Source organism: Bradyrhizobium sp. USDA 3650 (assembly GCF_054057395.1).
In genome coordinates, this window is record NZ_JBSRZG010000001.1 from 2,403,718 (window position 1) to 2,420,360 (window position 16,643).

Here is a 16,643-nt window from a genome sequence, read left to right on the forward strand (position 1 = left end):
AGAAATCGGCCGACTAGTGGAAAATGCCTCGATTCAGCCCCATCACGAATCAGAGCATACGGGCGCTCGCACAGGTGATTGGTCAATGTTGATGATTCAAATCGTCGCAGGCATCCAACGCTCTTCATGGGAGCTGCCGAGAGGGCAATCATTGATTTTATAGATCTCGACGCGCCGCCCCTTGTTGACGCTCAATATGGAGATCGCCCAAGTGATGCGGTGGACGAGGAAGGCGCCAAACACACAAACAGACGCCTCAACCAGCGCCGGCCCGACTAAGCGTGAGAGCCAGCCCCAGCCTGGGCGCCCCCGTAATTGCACGGATTGGCCCTCATCGTGCAAACCACTCATCGGACCGACCTGACAACCGATAGATCAGCAATCCCAACCATTCGTGGACGGCGATATCGACACGTCGCAAATTGTCCGTGGCCGTGTCTTCCGGCACCCACATCTCCTGCCAGCCATGGGTCCGCGACCCCACCGAGAAGGCGAACACATCAAAGCCAACCTTTCGGAAGGCACCGATCGCTCGTGGCATATGGTAGGAGGAGGTTACAAGGAGCCAATGCGATCCAGGCCGTGGATTGATGAGGTGCGCCGTATACCGCGCGTTCTCCGCTGTCGTCAGCGAATTCCCTTCGACCAGAATGCGATCCGCCGCAATTCCGAACGAAATGAAGTACTGCTTGACGACCGATGCCTCACTTGGGCCGTCGACGCCATCTGTCCCGCCAGAGAAGATGATCTTAGCCGCTGGGTATCTTTTGGCCAAGGCAACCATGACCGCCATCGGCTCTGTATCGTCTCGGAGAACGATGGTGCTGAGATAGCCGTGGCTTTGTGAGTCATACGATCCGCCAAGCACAATGATCCCATCGACCTGCTCGCGAGGAAGCGTCATCTCCGGGAATCGCTGCTCGAGAGGCGTCAGGAGCATATTTCCGATCGGTGACAAGCCTCCGGCCGCCAAGACAGCCAGAGACAGTGCGGCAAACAGCATCGCGCTTCGGCGGCGAAAAATAAGCAGGATCAGCGCCAGCACTGCGAAGGAGGCAATGACATTAGAAGGGACAAGAAAGAAGCCAATCAACTTCGAGAACGTAAAGTGCATCGCGACATCCTTTCAAACCATTGCGGGCGCACCCTCACGAAGCTCGCAACGATCTGACTTGTACGAGAGTTCTCAGGACGCCAAACCGGAGCGGCGAGGATCAATCAAGCGATTCAATTCAGTCAAATGCGCCTTCAGGCCAATCAGGAGGCCGGTCAAAATCCAACCGGATCCCCATATGTGCACGGTGAATGCAATGTAGAGAGTGAGAAAAAGCACGATCCCAACGATCGTTGCGAGCTTCTTCTCGGTCGGCGTCAGGTGTTGCCCACGACTCCCAATTGGAGCGGCCCCCATCAACGAAAGCCCGACCAGCACAGCCCCAGGATAGCCAGACTGGATCGACAGCACGAGCCATAAAGAATCGATGGAATGGTCTATCTCATCCGGGAGCTTACCAAACCCAAGCCCGAACCAGGGCGATTGTGACACGTAAAGAGTGACCATGTGCCAAGTCCATTCGCGGTAATAGCCGGACTCGGGCGAGAAGGTCAGGTTCGAGATTATGAACCCGACGGGATTATTGCTGATCACGAACGCAGCGCTAACCGCAAGTATACCTATCGCGACCAGAACCAGCCAGCGGCCAGCCATACGTGAAAACATCGAATTGTAGGCAAGCAGAATGAACCCGATAATCATCACCTGAAGCGGTGCCGACGAAAAGGCCAGGACGGCTCCGAGCCCGCACGCCCCAATGACGAAGAACCGCCCGGGGACAGGGACCGAGGCCGCGATAAGTATGCCGATCGTGGAGATAAAGCCAAACAGAATAGGATGCTCGATTGTTCCTGTCGCCCTCAGCAAACCAAGGCGATAGGCGTCGTCCCAGGAATCGATGCTATGCATCGGGCCTGCGATTGCGGCGGCCAGATCGTGCGCGAACCGATGGTTAGTCACAGGATCGAGCGCCCCGACGAGCGCAACCACTGCAATTGCTCGACAAAGCAGGTTGGCTAAAGCCAGCGCATGACCACGCTCAGACAACAGAATTCTGGTCGCCATGTAGGCGACGCCAAACTCAAGAATTGTGGGGCCGGCATGATTGAGCGCCGATACCGGATCGTCGACGTTGGCGGGTCCATAGACCAGCCAGAACCCGGCTAGGAGGACAAGAAGATCCGATAGCACGAATCTGTAGCGTCCAGCCGATGCCTTCTGTAGTCCCTTCACAATCAGGATCGGCGCCAGCAACAGACAGAGCAGCCTAACGACAGTCAGCCTCAGCCCGAATATATAGAAAGAAAGTTCCTCAGGCAGGAACAGGCCGACGACAATTGCAGTGACCATGAACGGAAGCGCAGACGCGCGCCCCGAAATCGAGGCCGGTTGCCTGCCCGGAAGATGGGTCAAGACTGCGGACGCCGACGGTCTCATTTCACTCGATATCCGCGGTTAACGGTATCCCACTCGTAGCCCTAGAATATCACGTGAGGGGACGACATCGTCAAATTTAATCGGTAGAGTCGTTTAAATAATATCATTAATACTGCTTCTCCAGCCGACAAATGTGTTTGCCTCCAAGGAGCCTCGAAGCAGTCGGCGCCAATGAGCGCGCAAACTGTCGAGCGTGGCCCGGAAAAACATGTTCCGACGTGTTAAATAGGCGTTTTCCATCCGGCCGCCGGAGACCTTGCATCCAAGTATCTGCCGATCCTGGAGCTGCTTTGCCAACGCCCTTGTCCACGAACATAATGTCTTTGCCGCGCGACTATCCCGCTAAATGGATCCCGCATGACCGCTGGCAATACACGCTAACCGCTGACAGCCCTCCTCAGGTTCAACGATCGCTTCGGGATCATTGCCGCGGTGAAACTGTAACGTTACTTCCGTCGAGACGCCTACCCGCTCCCGTCGAGAGAACCACTGCAGGAGCCCGGCCTCCGGGTTTCGGCAGCAGGATTTGCAACCGGCGGCCCGATTGGCAGATTAGTGCCAATCGTGAGGCCGTAACCCAGCGCCTTTGTACAACGCGTGGGCAACTCTATGGCGCTCTAGAAGCGTTGTCCGGATCTCAAGAGGGTGTTGCCGCTCTTACGGTACCCTTGGCCCGGCGACGGGGTCGTCGAAATGACCCCGATCATATTCGTCAGATCCGCAAAGTTATCGTGGACATAGGCGTCCGCTATCGTGCCTTTGACCTGAGATACCCGGAAAAAGGTGCTCCCCCTAAGTCCCCCGACGGCTGTATTCGACGCGGTATTGTACGCAACTTCCGGTCCATTCATCACTTGCGTGCCTGACCCGAGTTGCGTCTCCAGGTCGATGAAACTGCTCGGACTCGCTCTGGTCGCAACCATATGAACGTAGGTGTTGAATAGGATCTTTATGTTGTTGGCCCTGCCGTCACCCGCGAATTGTATCGCATCGGCGTGAGCGCCGGCTTCATAGCCCATGGTGTCGAATAGATTGAAGCGCGCATCGATATCGGACGTCGCCAAGTCGATGAAATCATTCTGCGCACTATGTAACCAGTTATACCTCCAGAAGGACGTTACGCCGGTTCGCAAAAAGGCCAGGCAACCGAAGACTGTTTCCCCTGCCGAGCCCAGCCCGTCGATCTCGCAATATTTAACTGTCAACGGGCCGGTATCTATGTCGATACAGAGGTTTTGAAGCCTGGAGTTCGAGATCGTTAGATTGGCATGGCCGTTGCTTCGAATTTGCCACCAACCTCCCATCGTAAAATCGTAACCATCGAGGACAACGTCGTCAGCTTCGAGCCGCAGCACGATCGGGTTCGTTCCCGAACGAGAGGCTACATTCGGCATGATGCTTGCCGGATCCTTCAACTTGACACCAGCACTTACCCCCACGCGATAATCCACCCCGGCGACGGGCCAGGGTGGACGGACCGGATACGGCGAAATTCCGTTCAAGCTGGTGAAATATGTTGGATATTGCGCTACCCCGGCCGGCGCATCCTGGCTGCCAGAATCCGCGACCGATGGGACAGCCGTTTCATTCGACGATAAGGCAGTCGCAGCTCGCACGATTGCAGGTGCCGCGATCAGGTTGATCAAACCCGTCAAGACGCTTCGTCTAATGATACGCGAACCGTCCATAACGGGGATCCTTCGAAGCCAATGTTCGCTATCCTGACCGGGCCAGAGCGATAACCCGATGACCGACGGAGTTGCTCTCTGCCAGATCGCAGGTGGCAACTCAAGCGTTAGTGAAAGAGACGCTGCCATAGCTTCTCGGAGCAGAACGAACGATCAAACGCAAATCAAACAACGAAGCCTAGCGCAGACCTTACCTTGCGGGCTTCCAAGCCACCGGCGGTTGCGAAATCTGACCGGCGGTTTGCTGACCAAGCATGATGTATTGCTTTGCCAAATGATGCTGCAAACCGCCCAGGGAAAGCATATTCATCAACCTCGCCCGCGGGCCTTGCATTCCGGACATCAAACCTGCGATCACCGTCAAACTTGCATCGTTGAGAAGCTTCACCGCCGAACTCTCGACGAAGAACCTGAGATGCGTACGGTCGAGGATACCGGAATCCTGATAGGTGAAACGTCGCGTCAGCAGGAGTGGCAGCGAGACACTCAGATGCGCAATATTTGGCACTGAAACGATGATATGCCCTCCGGGGACCAGAAGGCTCGAGAGCTTCCGAAGCACTCCGACCGAGTCGGTCAGATGTTCGAGCACGTCAAGGAGCAAGATCAGATCGTAAGTTTTCAGTGCGGGCAGGACATCTTCAATCGGACCGATAAGTGCGACATCCACGTTCTGTGTCAGCTCGTCGCGCAGATCCGAATTTAGTTCGACCGCCGTAGTCTCTGCGCCTGGATACTGGGCCTTTAGCCACTTCAGCGTGCCCCCCGCCCCCGCGCCCACCTCGAGTATCCTAGTCGGATTAGGTGGCAATAGCGGTTCAATCTCACGCCGAACAAAGTGATAGTAATCCATGCTTCAAACTCGCCTTACGAGGGCACCAGGACTAATGCTCATCGATTTGCCTCTGCTGCGAGAGCCTCACATAGGTCGCGTTGATGCCTCGCGTCAGCCAAACGGCCACGGCCCCCTTTTGCGCGAGAGCTCTCTCCTCCACGAAATGCCAGGAAACAACGGCCAGGACTACCGTTATCGGCATGGACATCGCGACCATCATGACCGGCGTGCTCTTGACGTAAAGAGACGCAATGATCTGCTCGACGGGAAAAGCGTAAATATACATACCGTAGGAGTAATCACCTAGTCGGTTATATGCAAACAATAGTCGGCATTTCAGAAAGCCGATGTAGAAAATGGTGTACGACCACGACACGACAAACAACTCGTGAAACCACGGTCGACCGTAGGAGATGGCCGTCACCAACGCCAATAAAGTGACGATGAGAAGCCGCAACTGCATTCGATCACGAAACTGGAAGATCGTCATGCCCGCGACGAAGGGTAAGGACAGCAGATGCAGATTTCGAAGGATTGTGATGTGCGGGTAGTCTTCCCGGATTAGTGGGATGCTCGCAATATACCAGAAGGCGTAAACGGCCAGAAACAGCGCATAGCGACGCCAATTGGAGGTGAGGCCCGCGAGACCCACGACCGTGAGCATGATGTAGCAAAGCACCTCGTAGACAAGCGTCCAAAGCGACCCGTTGATCGCTACGGGATACGGATTCTCTACGAATACGCCGGGCAAACCGAATTGCAGCGGCCAGAGAGCAAGATTTCTCGGTATGTACAGGAACGTCTCTTGATCCGACAGATACCGGGCTAATCCAATCTTGGTGGTTGCTGGACCGAGTATAAGCGCGGTGAGTACCAGCACGCAAAGCAGACCCGGGTAAATTCGCAATGCCCTCGCGGTCGCGAAGTGTACGAAACTTCGCCGATTGTGGAAGCTCAGGGAAATAAAATATCCGGAAATAGCAAAGAACGTCAGTACAGCGAGCGTGCCCAACGTCATTCGAAGGGCTGTCTCAAGAGGCTCCGACGTCCCGGGACCGAACGAGAGCGGATAGGCGTGCGAGATCAAGACCGCACCGGCGGCGATCATTCTCAGAACGTTGAAGCTGTTGTCCCTGCCTTCGGTGACGCTTGACTGCAACAACATCGATTGATGGCCTCATGGTACCTTACGCGGAGTACCGATCATCCGCAAAGATTAGGGATTCGAATGCTTAATCCAACGCCGATCCTCTATGTTTGAACAGACCGGCGCCGCACGAGCCAGTCGCCAATGGCGTTAGAAAGCGCCCCGCGAAGACTGCGGTTGGTGTGCAATTCGAACCACACTTGCGAACCAATAAGTCCGAGCCCCAGCAGAAAGAGCATTCCGCGCGCCGGCCACGTCGGATCCGGTTCAAGCGCAAGAAAAGCGGCAAGCGTGGCTGGCACAAAGATGGCTGATATCACGTCCCGCATGACCACCGCCGGCCCTCGGCGAGACTGCTTGTCGCCCAGTGATGCAAAGAAGACCAAGAAAGAGATGAACTCCCCGATTGCTATGCCCACGAGCATGGACTCCAGACGCGGCCAAATAGCTATGCAGCCTGCCGCGAAAAGCAATCCGAAGCCAGACGACAAGTTCAAGACCGCGAGCTGCTTCGTACGGCCACCCGCCAAGAGAAGTGAAGTTGGTGCGCCCGAGCGCTGAAGTCTCAGGCAAGCGATCAGCACGAAGAGGACATGAGCCAGCGCGCTGATCGCAAAGGACTTCCCGTATATGAGCGGGATAATTCCGTCGAGAGTTAGCACCATCCAGAGCGCGTAAAGACTTGTTATAACTGAATAGACGCCTTGTAAGACGCGATAGCGTTCCTGCCGGAGTGCCACATTAGCATTATCGGCGAGCAGAAATGAAAACCCAGGCCCGCCGAGAACGTTCACGATCAAGTGCGTCGGAATCACGCTCATACTGAACATGACAGCGTATGTGCCTAGCTCCCTCACACCGAACCAATATCCGACCAGGACGCGGTCGAGTTGGGACATGATGGCGAGACCAATCCCATTGAGCGTCAGAGGGAGTCCGAACGCGAGAGCTTGTCGTAGCTTGGTCTTGTTAAAGCGAACCCGGTATGGAGAACGCGCAAGCGCATGAGACAGGCCAACATAAACCGTCCATTGGAACGCCATGCTTACGATGATCGCCCAATGATTGCGCAGCGTTGCCGCAGCGAAAAGTAGAACGACAACCGAGGTGAGGTTGGCCACGACTTGGGCAATGGTGTCCGGGCCATAATTATAGGTCCGCTGAATTTGTTTGGTACTCAAGTGACCAAACGACCCAATCATCGAGATGCAGGCTGCCCAGGCAAAACTCGATGAGAAATCGGGCACCCCGAACAGCCGAGCGGATAATGGCGAACAGACCACGAGCAAGATTGTAAGCAAGACGCCATTGGTTAACGACAACAGGTGTGCCGTCGCCAGCGCTCGCGCCGATCCATTGATCATGACGAAACGGTCCAGCGCAACGTCGGTCGCAAGGCCGCCAAGACTCAAGACGACGCCAATCGCAATCGCCGTCCCGAACTCGTCCGGCGCAAGCAATCTCGATAGGATAATATTGCCGACAAACCGCGAGCCGAACACGACTAGCGGCGCCAGGCCACCGACGAAGACACGTTCCGTCCACGTCCTAAGCAATGTCACGCGCGTCTTTCCATACCCTGCGATTCGGTGCGCGGTGAACGCTTCGTTTCACCGAGACGCACCCGAGCTCCTATCGGGCATATCCTGCCAAATCCCGCGCATATCGATAACTGCGAGGTGGCGGCGCTCAGCGAGAGGAACGAGCTTGAAATCGTCGTGATCGACCAGGACGATCGCTACATCGCACGTCTTGATGGCTTCATTGAGGTCGGTCAGGGTGGCACCGTGCTTGGAAATACTCGCGGGCAGTTCGCGAATATTCGGTTCGACGATTTTCACGCGACCTCCATAACGCTCGGCGAGCTGATGCGCCACTTCCAGGGCCGGGCTTTCCCTGAGATCGTCTACGTTCGCCTTGAATGCCAAGCCGCAACACGCCACGTTCGCGTAAGGATGCTCCTCGATCAGGGCCATGGCTCGCTCCACGGTCCATGAGATCTTTGAATCATTGACTTCACGGCTCGTCTTAATGAGGCGCGCGAGATCGGGCGCCGAGTCGACGATGAACCAGGGATCGATCGCGATGCAGTGCCCGCCCACTCCAGGACCGGGGCGCAGGACATTAACGCGGGGATGGCGATTGGCGAGATCGATGACCTCCCAAACATTAATTTTGTAACGATCACAGATCAGGGAGAGCTCGTTTGCAAACGCAATATTCGTATCGCGGAACGCATTTTCAGTCAGTTTGACCATTTCTGCGGCACGGGCACTGGTCGGAACGCACGCACCTCTCACGAACGTTTTGTAGAACCGCTGCGCTCTTCGGGCGCAATGAGGCGTCACGCCTCCAATGCATCGATCATTGTGGACCAGTTCGGTTAGGATTCGTCCGGGCAAGACGCGCTCCGGGCAATAGGCCACCGAGATTGCCTGTTCGTCCCCATCGGCCAAACCGATTTTCAGGTCGGGCCGAAGATCGGTGATCCGCTTTGCAACGGCTTCGGTTGTCCCGATCGGCACGGTTGATTCCAGAATCACCAGATTGCCAGGGCGTATAACTCCGGCAATACTCTCCACAGCGCTCATCACGCTTTTGAGGTCTGCTCGCTTTTCCTCGTCGATGGGTGTGGGGACCGCGATCATGAAGACGTCTGCGTTTGGCGGATCTTTTGCAACCCTTAGAGATCCCGCCGTCACAACCTTTTGAACGAGACCTTCCAGGTCGGGCTCTGCGATGTGGATCGAACCCGAGGCGACGGTCTTGACCACACGCTCGTTGACGTCGACACCCACGACCTGCATGCCACGGCTGGCAATGACAGCGGCCGTGGGCAAACCGATATATCCCAACCCGACCACGACAATATTCTGAAACTCAGCCATTTAGCATTACCTTCACAATTCGCGTGCTGGCGTGACCATCCCCGAACGGATTATGCGCACGCGACATTTCCGAATAGTGGGACGGATCATCAAGTAGTGAGAATGTCTCGGCGACAATCCGGTCGCGGCTGGTCCCGACGAGCCGGGCGGTCCCGGCCAGCACACCCTCTGGGCGCTCCGTAGTATCGCGCATGACGAGGACCGGTTTTCCGAGCGAGGGGGCCTCCTCCTGGATACCACCGGAGTCTGTCAACACGATATGAGCCATGGAAAGCAGACCGACAAAGTCGGCGTACTCCTGCGGCTCGATGATTTCGGCGCGTGGATGCCCCGACAATCGGCCCTGCAGAACATTTCGAACATTCGGGTTGAGATGCATGGGCAGAATCAGCATCACGTCTTCTCGCTCGAGAATTCGCTCAAGAGCATCAGCGATGCAATCCATCCCCTGGCCAAAATTCTCGCGCCGGTGCGTGGTCACGAGAACGATACGTCGGCTGCCTCGCCGCTTTTTGAGATCATCCCAACGTCGCGACAGCTGCGGATCGGCCTCGACGAATGCCTTGGTCGCCACCAGCGCATCGACAATCGTATTGCCCGTAACGTGGATCCTGTCCGCAGGAATATTCTCCTTTAGCAACACGTCGGCAGCGAGCCTAGTCGGGGCGAAATGCTGATCCGCGATCGTTCCGATGATCTTTCGGTTCACCTCTTCGGGCCAAGGAGCATAAATGTTACCGCTGCGAAGACCCGCTTCGACATGCGCAACGGGAATGCGCCGATAGTAGGCCGCCAGGGAACCCATCATTGCGGTGGCCGTATCCCCCTGCACGACCACCCGATCGGGGCGGACCCGGTCGAGCGCTTCGCCAACGGAAAGCAAGATCCTGCTGCTCAACTCGTCCAAGGTCTGATTTTTCTTCATCAGATCGAGGTCGATGTCGGGAACGATCTTCACGAGGCGCAACACCTGGTCCAGCATCTCGCGATGCTGGGCCGTCACGCACACCGTCACATCAATCGCGTCGAGGGCCTGAAGCTCCTTTACGACGGGAAAGAGTTTGATGGCTTCAGGCCGCGTCCCAAACAAGACAAATATTCGCTTCGTCACGCGCGACGCCTCCTCAACCAGAACGAGACAGTCGACCAGGGCCAATGCTTTGCTGGCTGAGGAAGGCGCGAACCAGTATTGCCGCGAACATGACGTTGGTCTTGGTGTATCGCCACCACATTCGACGCGGCTCCTGATAGACCCGATAGAGCCATTCAAGTCCCATTGACTGCATGAGAGGCGGGGCTCGCCGCACATGTCCCGCGATGACGTCGAGCGAGCCCCCAACGCCCATAATAAACGGCACAGAGAGCCGGTCCTTATGTGCGGAAAGAAACCGCTCCTTGCGTGGCGTCGGCATAGCGATGAACAGACAGTCGGCCTTGCTGTCGATAATCTGCTGGACGACCTCTTCCTCTTGATCGGTACGGAAGTAGCCATCCCTCGAGCCGGCGATCTGGAGCGACGGAAACTGCTTCTCAATGACACCGGCAGCACGATGCAAGACATCAGGGGTCGCACCCAGCAGGAATGGCCGGAACCCGTCGCGCGCGCAAACCGAGAGCACCTGCCAGCATAGATCGATGCCGGTGACACGCTCCTGGACCGGAACCCCGAGCATCCGGAGCGCGAGGACGATGCCCATGCCGTCGATGCCGATCAGGTCGCTGCCCAGCACGTCTGAACGGAGGATGTTATCCGAACGCATATTTACGAATTTTGCGACGTTCAACGCGACATGATGGAGGCGCCGCCGTTCGCGCATTGCCTCCTGCACTCGCTCGACGGTTTCGGTCATGGTTAAAATGTCGACGGAACATCCCAGCAGATCTGCCCGCATGCTAGGCTCCTAAATCGATTAAAAAACGCGCCGTTGGCGCACCAACTGATTTCAATAATAATCCGTGCTCATTTATTTAATTATATTATTATCTTGTCAACAGCGATAATAATTTTTCGGTTAAAATTGATAGCAGGCCTTGAATGCCCACGTTTTGGATGGTGCCCGGAGAAAGCAGACGATGAAGCCCCCTAAACCCTCTATCTCCGTCATCATTCCTCACCTCAACCAGCCTGACCAACTGGCGGCATGTCTTGCAAGCCTGAGTGCGCAAAGCCTGGATCGAACCTCATTCGAAATCATCGTCGTCGATAACGGCTCCGCCTCGCTTCCTTGGCAGGTCATCGAGCGATATCCGGGAACTCTTCTTCTACAAGAAGCCAAACCCGGTCCCGGACCGGCTCGCAATAGGGGGGTTGACGCCGCCAGCGGCGAGATACTTGCTTTCATTGATGCTGATTGCCGCGCGCACAAGGATTGGCTCGGGTGCGCCTTCGAAACCTTGGACCGGGCGCCAGCGCAAACAATTTTAGGCGGCGACGTGAGGATATGGCGAGAGCCAAATCTGCCGATTACCGCTCTCGAAGCGTATGAAAGCGTGTTCGCGTACCGCTTCAAGCTCTACATCGAGCAGCACGGGTTTTGCGGCACCGGCAATTTGGTCGTCAGAAGATCGGATTTTGGGCGGATCGGCCCGTTTCGTGGAATTGATATCGCCGAAGATATCGACTGGGGACAACGCGCCTGTTCTGCCGGGTACACGTTCAACTACGTTTCCGGTATGATTGTCTTTCATCCGGCCCGAGAAACTCTGCACGAACTGCTTGTCAAATGGGATCGGCATATCCAGCACGCGGTAAACGCCGGAAGACACACAGCAAAATGGCAAGCTTTATGGCTGTTGCGAGCTGCAGCCGTACTGCTCTCCCCCGCCCTCGATTGGGTCAAGATTTTTGCCAGCGACCGCGTCGACGGTGTAATGGCGAAGGCGAAGGCTCTACTGGTGCTGGTAATCGTGCGGGCATACCGGGCGTACAAGATGCTCCACCTCCTGATTTCGCGCAGAGAGGTCGAATGGAATCGCAAGCCCCACCATGGCTAGGTGTCTGGTCGTGGGGGAAACCAGCCAAGCTGATCCCTCATTCCGGGAGGAGTTATGGGACAGATACTTCACGGCAGCGCCACGACCACGCACGCCAACCGAGCGGCAATACAGCTATCGAAAGCTCCGCTCAAAGATCTAGCCGCCCGGCACGCCCTTAATCAGAAAACAGTCTCCAAGTGGCGCAAGCGGACCTTTGTTCACGATGCGCCGATGGGTCCGAAGATCGACGGCTACAACCTCGCCAAGCGGCTGAAGACACTACGCGGCCTCACACCCTACGAGGCCATCTGTACAGCTTGGGTAACGAGCCAGACCGCTTTCGGCTCGATCCCATCCACTTGACCTCGGAACTGAACACCTAGTCCTAGAACGACAGGCATATTAGGTCTGGTTAGCCCGTGTGAAAGCTGCATGATGTGTCAATTCCGGCAGGTCAGAACGACTTCCAAACGACCAGAGAATCCAACCAAGCTCATAGCTTCGACACTCGAGGCGAAGTTCAATTTCTGAAGGATCAATCAGCGAGGCGTCGTGCTGGAGTAACGCATTGCTAATCGAACGCATGACTCTCGGCCCCTTTGATTTCAGTTCCCCTCGTCGAACTTGCGAGCGGATGCTCAAGTGCAAGTCGGGCACAAGCATCGACTTGGAGAGCTGGTTTTGGCCCAGGACCCACCGAAATCCCTTGCAGATCGCATCGCGCGCCTCTTGTACGCCGTGTTGCTCGGCCATTTCAAGAAACGCCGGAGCCATACCGTATTGGTGAACCGAGTACACCTCGTAGAAGTCGAGCACCCTTCCGCTTGCTGCATCGAAGAACCACGGCCATTCGCCAGCTGGGCCCTGAAGGCCGATCAGCTTTCGGGTGGTCGCGTTGGCGATCTCTATGAGCCGGCTGTCATTTGTCAGCTCGCCATAAGTGTAGCAAGCAAGAAGCAGATAAGTTTGGGTCGCAAAAGACGCAAACCGACGCCTTGGTCCCTGAGCCGCGTCGAAAAATAGACCTGATGGCGAATGGTATCGATCACGCAAAAATTGAACCAGCTCAGCAGCCCTCGACGTCCACTTTCTATCGATCTTCGCTTGCGCCACCACACCGGCGATGATCATGCCAAGATCTTGCGCACGAAAGGACCGCCACTGGTTCCGGTCGGCAACGAGCCCTTCAATATGGCGAAGAATATCGTCGGGCAACGCCACGCCTAGCTCCGCTGAAGTCCAGAGTGCCACGCCTAACGCGTATTTGGAAACGGGGAGCGCCTTCAACTGTCGCGCATTGCGCAAGAAGATCTCGCGCAGGTTAACGTGAGCGGGGACTGATGGTACTCGCGTCATCCCAAGGAGCACATTGAGAGTATAGAATACATCGCTTTGAGGAACCGATTCATTTGGCTCGCTGCGCCCGTCCAAATGATAGATATGAGACCAGCGACCGCTTTCGCCGAGCCAGCATCGATCCAGACCTTTCAGGGCATAATCCACCAGCGGAGAATTTGCCGGTGTCAAAGCATCTCGGACATTCATAATGGACCCGCTAAAAATTAACGATATTGATTGCGTCGACCTCTTGCACATCGATTATTTAGCCGACTTATCCGAAAAGGCAAATCAAGCGAGGCATTTTACTGATACATCGCAATTGCTCAGGCTCGTATCGGCGCCCCGCCGTTCTGGCGCGATGCCCACAGGAGCCGGTTGGTCATGCTGTGGGCGAGGGGGCAAGTCCCGAACGTACGTTTACCAGCACTTCAAGCAAGCGCGACGCAAAGATTGTTCACGGCACGGCGCGGTCCTACAAAGCCAGTTCACCCCCTGCGCGGGACGCCGCAAAGAGTCGGAACAGGAGTTGCAGTTCGGTGAAATATCTCTCTAATGCCGATGATCCAGACGCCCAGATGTCTCCCATCCGGCGTTCCTGGCATCGGCTTGCATTGGCTCTAACGCATCAATCTGTTCTCGATAGGATTCTTTGAGTGAAGGTAAATGGCCCTGGATCAGCACCGCATTGCGATCATCATTGTAGGCTTCCGCAACCCCGAAGACGTACGGGCTTGCCTCGCCGCGCTGTCGCGCTCGACGGATGAACCGCACTTTGACGTCTTCATTTGCGAGAACGGCGGAGATGAAGCGTTCGTTCTGCTGTGCGACACACTGATCGGGCCGGGAGGGCCCTGCACCAGAGGCTCGGATCCGCCCCCGGAAGCACCGCCGGCCGTTCCTTCCCGACAGATCGAGATCGCCCGGTTTGCGCTCAAGGGGCGCAGCTCCCGTGTGTGGGTTGGCTGCGCAACGCAAAACTTGGGGTACGCCGGAGGCACCAACGTCTGGATTCATCGCGTGTTGCCAAATCCAGAGTGGGATGGAGTATGGGTGCTCAATCCGGACTCGGAACCCGAACCGGACGCTTTAAAAGCTCTGGTGGATCGCTCTTCGGCTGGCAACAAGGGGATGGTCGGCAGCACTATCGTGCCTGATGTCCACAGCACGTATGTTCATTGCCGCGCCGGTCATCGATGGCGCAAGTTTCGAGCAGATCTCGCGCTGATCGGCCTCGGAGAGCCCATCAACACTCCTGTGGACCTCAAGTCGATAGAGGCTGATCTCGACTGCATCGCCGGTGGATCGATGTATGTTACGAGGCGCTGCCTCGAGGACATTGGCCCCATGGATGAACGCTTCTTCCTATTCTACGAGGACGCCGATTGGTCAAAGCGAGCAAAAAAGCACGGTCTTGGATACGCGCCGGACTCGATTGTACCGCACAAAGGGGGCACGACAATCGGATCGGCCCGTCGTCGAGCACAAAGATCCTACCTTTCGGTCTACCTTGAAAGCCGCAATAATCTCACTTTCGTCCGGATGCACTGGCCCCGCTACGTTTTGCTAGCAGGATTGTTTGGTTGCATCCACGCGATGATGTATCTCGTCGCGCGCTCGCCAAGAAACTTCGAAGCGGCTGCGAGAGGTTTGTTCGCGGGGATACGAGGCGAAACAGGCCAGCCGCAGTTTCACGATAAGTGAATACGTTCGCCACGTTCGCTGCAGCGATATGAGAGGGACACGGGTTTCGGCGCCCCATTCATCGGGACGTGACTTGGTCGCGCGCCCCCCCACCCTGCATTGATCCCAAGAACCGCTTGAGTGGGGTTGTCAATCTCGTCCACTGATAGGCGCCGTTGAACTTCAAAAAGAACTCCAGCGGGCCATCGGACGGATCCACCTTTGTCCGTCCACGCAACATATCAGGAGCCGTTGTATCGATCTCTTGCGAAGATATTGAGTACACCGTTTCATAGCCGGCCGCCCTACAATCGGCGAGCATACCAACGTCATACTCTCCGTAGGGAAATGAGAAATCGAGAATTGGTCCCCTGTTCAATTGCATCAATCGAACTTTCGAGTCCTCAAGCTCCTCCCGCAGCTGCTTCCGACCGAGAGATGGCATTAACGGATGGCTTATCGTATGTGACCCGAGCGAGACCAGCGAGGCACTAAGAGCCTGCAATTGCTCGCGGGACATAACCACCTCCTGGGCCTCCGAACTTCCGCCGGTGCCGATTGCGCCTTCGATCTCGTTCATAACCCATCCCGGCGCGCGCCCAAGCCAGCCCACGGGTACGAATATGGTGGAGTGGAACGCATACTCAGCAAGCTTGGGAAGGGCATTTTGGGCGACGCTGACGAACGCGTCGTCGAACGTGATTGCAACGCATTTCTTGCCTTCAGGGAGGGGGCCGCGGTGTGAGGCCGGCACCACCTGGGCTCTGCGGTGAAGAGCATCAATCTGACGCTCGAACGCTGGCCGGTCTTCAGCCGAGATACCGTGGTAGTAAAGTACGGTAAGGCGCTGCGCGGACGACCGCCCCAAGATGAAACGCAAGATCGTGCGACCAGCATAATAACTCAGGCTGATCAGGATCTTCACGTACCGGCGAAATTCTATCGCTCTCATCGTGCGGCACTTAAGAAATTGATGAAAGTTCATGCTACTCCATATCATGAGATCAGTAAAAAGATTGCTCCAACCGCCTGGAATTAGGCTCCGAGTCAAAAAATAAGGGAGGTCAATTGTCCTGGAAGTAAGCTTTAACACTCTTCAGCCGCGCGCGCCGGAGGGGCCGTCAAACCGAGGCATCTGACGCTCATACCTCAGGTCGGCTCGAGCGAACGCAGCATGCTCCATGGCAATTGGTCCGTCTCACAAGAGGCAACGACAGCGAGGACGGGGGGAACCCGGGACACGAAGCCGAGTTCGCGAAGAAACCTGAACCAGATATAGTTGACAACCGTCAGGTAGACTGGTTGGTCCGAGTAGACCACTCTTCTGAACACAAAATACGTACGACCGTTCAGCTCGTTCAACCTGCGAATGAGATCCGCCTCGTGGCCAAGCGGCGAGACCCTGGCTACCCGCAAATGGCACGAGGGTGATCTTGCATCCACGATATGCATGTATTCGAGGTTCTCGTCGCTGACGACGACTTCAAACTTCTGCTCGGCCAGAAACACAGCAATCGCATTTTGTATCTCGACCGGATCTTCCGGCTTCAACATCAATTTCCACCCGATCGTCAGCGGGATCAAAACGATGAGCATC

The 16,643-nt window shown here is 56.2% G+C and carries 14 protein-coding genes and 2 pseudogenes; 4 read left to right on the forward strand and 12 right to left on the reverse strand.

What is annotated here, in order from left to right:
• Positions 1-331: 331 nt before the first annotated feature.
• From ACVIN2_RS11350 to ACVIN2_RS11390, 9 genes are all read right to left on the reverse strand, one after another.
• Entirely contained in the window at positions 332-1,114 is a 783-nt protein-coding gene (locus ACVIN2_RS11350; protein WP_007606863.1) for a YdcF family protein, read from the reverse strand.
• 72 nt (positions 1,115-1,186) lie between these two features.
• On the reverse strand, positions 1,187-2,404 hold the full coding sequence (locus ACVIN2_RS11355) for a hypothetical protein (RefSeq protein ID WP_035973834.1): 1,218 nt from the start codon (positions 2,402-2,404) through the stop codon (positions 1,187-1,189).
• A 704-nt stretch (positions 2,405-3,108) separates the two neighbouring features.
• Positions 3,109-4,146: a hypothetical protein gene (locus ACVIN2_RS11360; RefSeq protein ID WP_456765687.1), complete on the reverse strand. Its 1,038-nt coding sequence runs from the start codon at positions 4,144-4,146 to the stop codon at positions 3,109-3,111.
• Between the two features lie 223 nt (positions 4,147-4,369).
• Positions 4,370-5,032 carry a class I SAM-dependent methyltransferase gene (locus ACVIN2_RS11365; protein WP_007606852.1) on the reverse strand — a complete coding sequence of 221 codons (663 nt, stop codon included), beginning with the start codon at positions 5,030-5,032 and terminating at the stop codon, positions 4,370-4,372.
• A gap of 31 nt (positions 5,033-5,063) precedes the next feature.
• Positions 5,064-6,179, reverse strand: coding sequence for an acyltransferase family protein (locus tag ACVIN2_RS11370; protein WP_456765688.1), 1,116 nt, complete (start codon positions 6,177-6,179; stop codon positions 5,064-5,066).
• A gap of 86 nt (positions 6,180-6,265) precedes the next feature.
• On the reverse strand, positions 6,266-7,723 hold the full coding sequence (locus tag ACVIN2_RS11375; RefSeq protein ID WP_007606850.1) for an oligosaccharide flippase family protein: 1,458 nt from the start codon (positions 7,721-7,723) through the stop codon (positions 6,266-6,268).
• 48 nt (positions 7,724-7,771) lie between these two features.
• Positions 7,772-9,049, reverse strand: a complete 1,278-nt coding sequence (gene wecC / locus ACVIN2_RS11380; RefSeq protein ID WP_007606849.1) for a UDP-N-acetyl-D-mannosamine dehydrogenase — start codon at positions 9,047-9,049, stop codon at positions 7,772-7,774.
• Positions 9,042-10,160 (reverse strand): non-hydrolyzing UDP-N-acetylglucosamine 2-epimerase, encoded by a 1,119-nt coding sequence (gene wecB / locus ACVIN2_RS11385; protein WP_007606848.1) that lies wholly within the window; start codon positions 10,158-10,160, stop codon positions 9,042-9,044. The genes wecC and wecB overlap by 8 nt, the downstream gene beginning before the upstream one ends.
• 13 nt (positions 10,161-10,173) lie before the next feature.
• On the reverse strand, positions 10,174-10,941 hold the full coding sequence (locus ACVIN2_RS11390; protein ID WP_456765689.1) for a WecB/TagA/CpsF family glycosyltransferase: 768 nt from the start codon (positions 10,939-10,941) through the stop codon (positions 10,174-10,176).
• Between the two features lie 139 nt (positions 10,942-11,080).
• Between ACVIN2_RS11390 and ACVIN2_RS11395 the strand changes: the two genes are divergently transcribed.
• The 3 genes and pseudogenes from ACVIN2_RS11395 to ACVIN2_RS11405 form a co-directional block, all read left to right on the forward strand.
• On the forward strand, positions 11,081-12,043 hold the full coding sequence (locus tag ACVIN2_RS11395; RefSeq protein WP_456765690.1) for a glycosyltransferase: 963 nt from the start codon (positions 11,081-11,083) through the stop codon (positions 12,041-12,043).
• A gap of 54 nt (positions 12,044-12,097) precedes the next feature.
• Positions 12,098-12,268 (forward strand): annotated as a pseudogene (locus tag ACVIN2_RS11400) (IS481 family transposase); the annotation flags it as partial.
• Positions 12,269-12,408, forward strand: a pseudogene (locus tag ACVIN2_RS11405) (IS481 family transposase); the annotation flags it as partial.
• 19 nt (positions 12,409-12,427) lie between these two features.
• On the opposite strand, the gene ACVIN2_RS11410 reads toward ACVIN2_RS11405, so the two are convergent.
• Complete coding sequence (locus tag ACVIN2_RS11410) at positions 12,428-13,570, reverse strand: hypothetical protein (protein ID WP_007606845.1); 1,143 nt, start codon at positions 13,568-13,570, stop codon at positions 12,428-12,430.
• 459 nt (positions 13,571-14,029) lie between these two features.
• Between ACVIN2_RS11410 and ACVIN2_RS11415 the strand changes: the two genes are divergently transcribed.
• Positions 14,030-15,067, forward strand: coding sequence for a glycosyltransferase family 2 protein (locus tag ACVIN2_RS11415; protein WP_456765691.1), 1,038 nt, complete (start codon positions 14,030-14,032; stop codon positions 15,065-15,067).
• A gap of 58 nt (positions 15,068-15,125) precedes the next feature.
• On the opposite strand, the gene ACVIN2_RS11420 is transcribed toward ACVIN2_RS11415, so the two are convergent.
• Complete coding sequence (locus ACVIN2_RS11420; protein WP_456765692.1) at positions 15,126-16,031, reverse strand: polysaccharide deacetylase family protein; 906 nt, start codon at positions 16,029-16,031, stop codon at positions 15,126-15,128.
• Positions 16,032-16,195: 164 nt separating this feature from the next.
• Positions 16,196-16,642 (reverse strand): hypothetical protein, encoded by a 447-nt coding sequence (locus tag ACVIN2_RS11425; protein WP_035973830.1) that lies wholly within the window; start codon positions 16,640-16,642, stop codon positions 16,196-16,198.
• Between the last annotated feature and the right edge of the window lies 1 nt (position 16,643).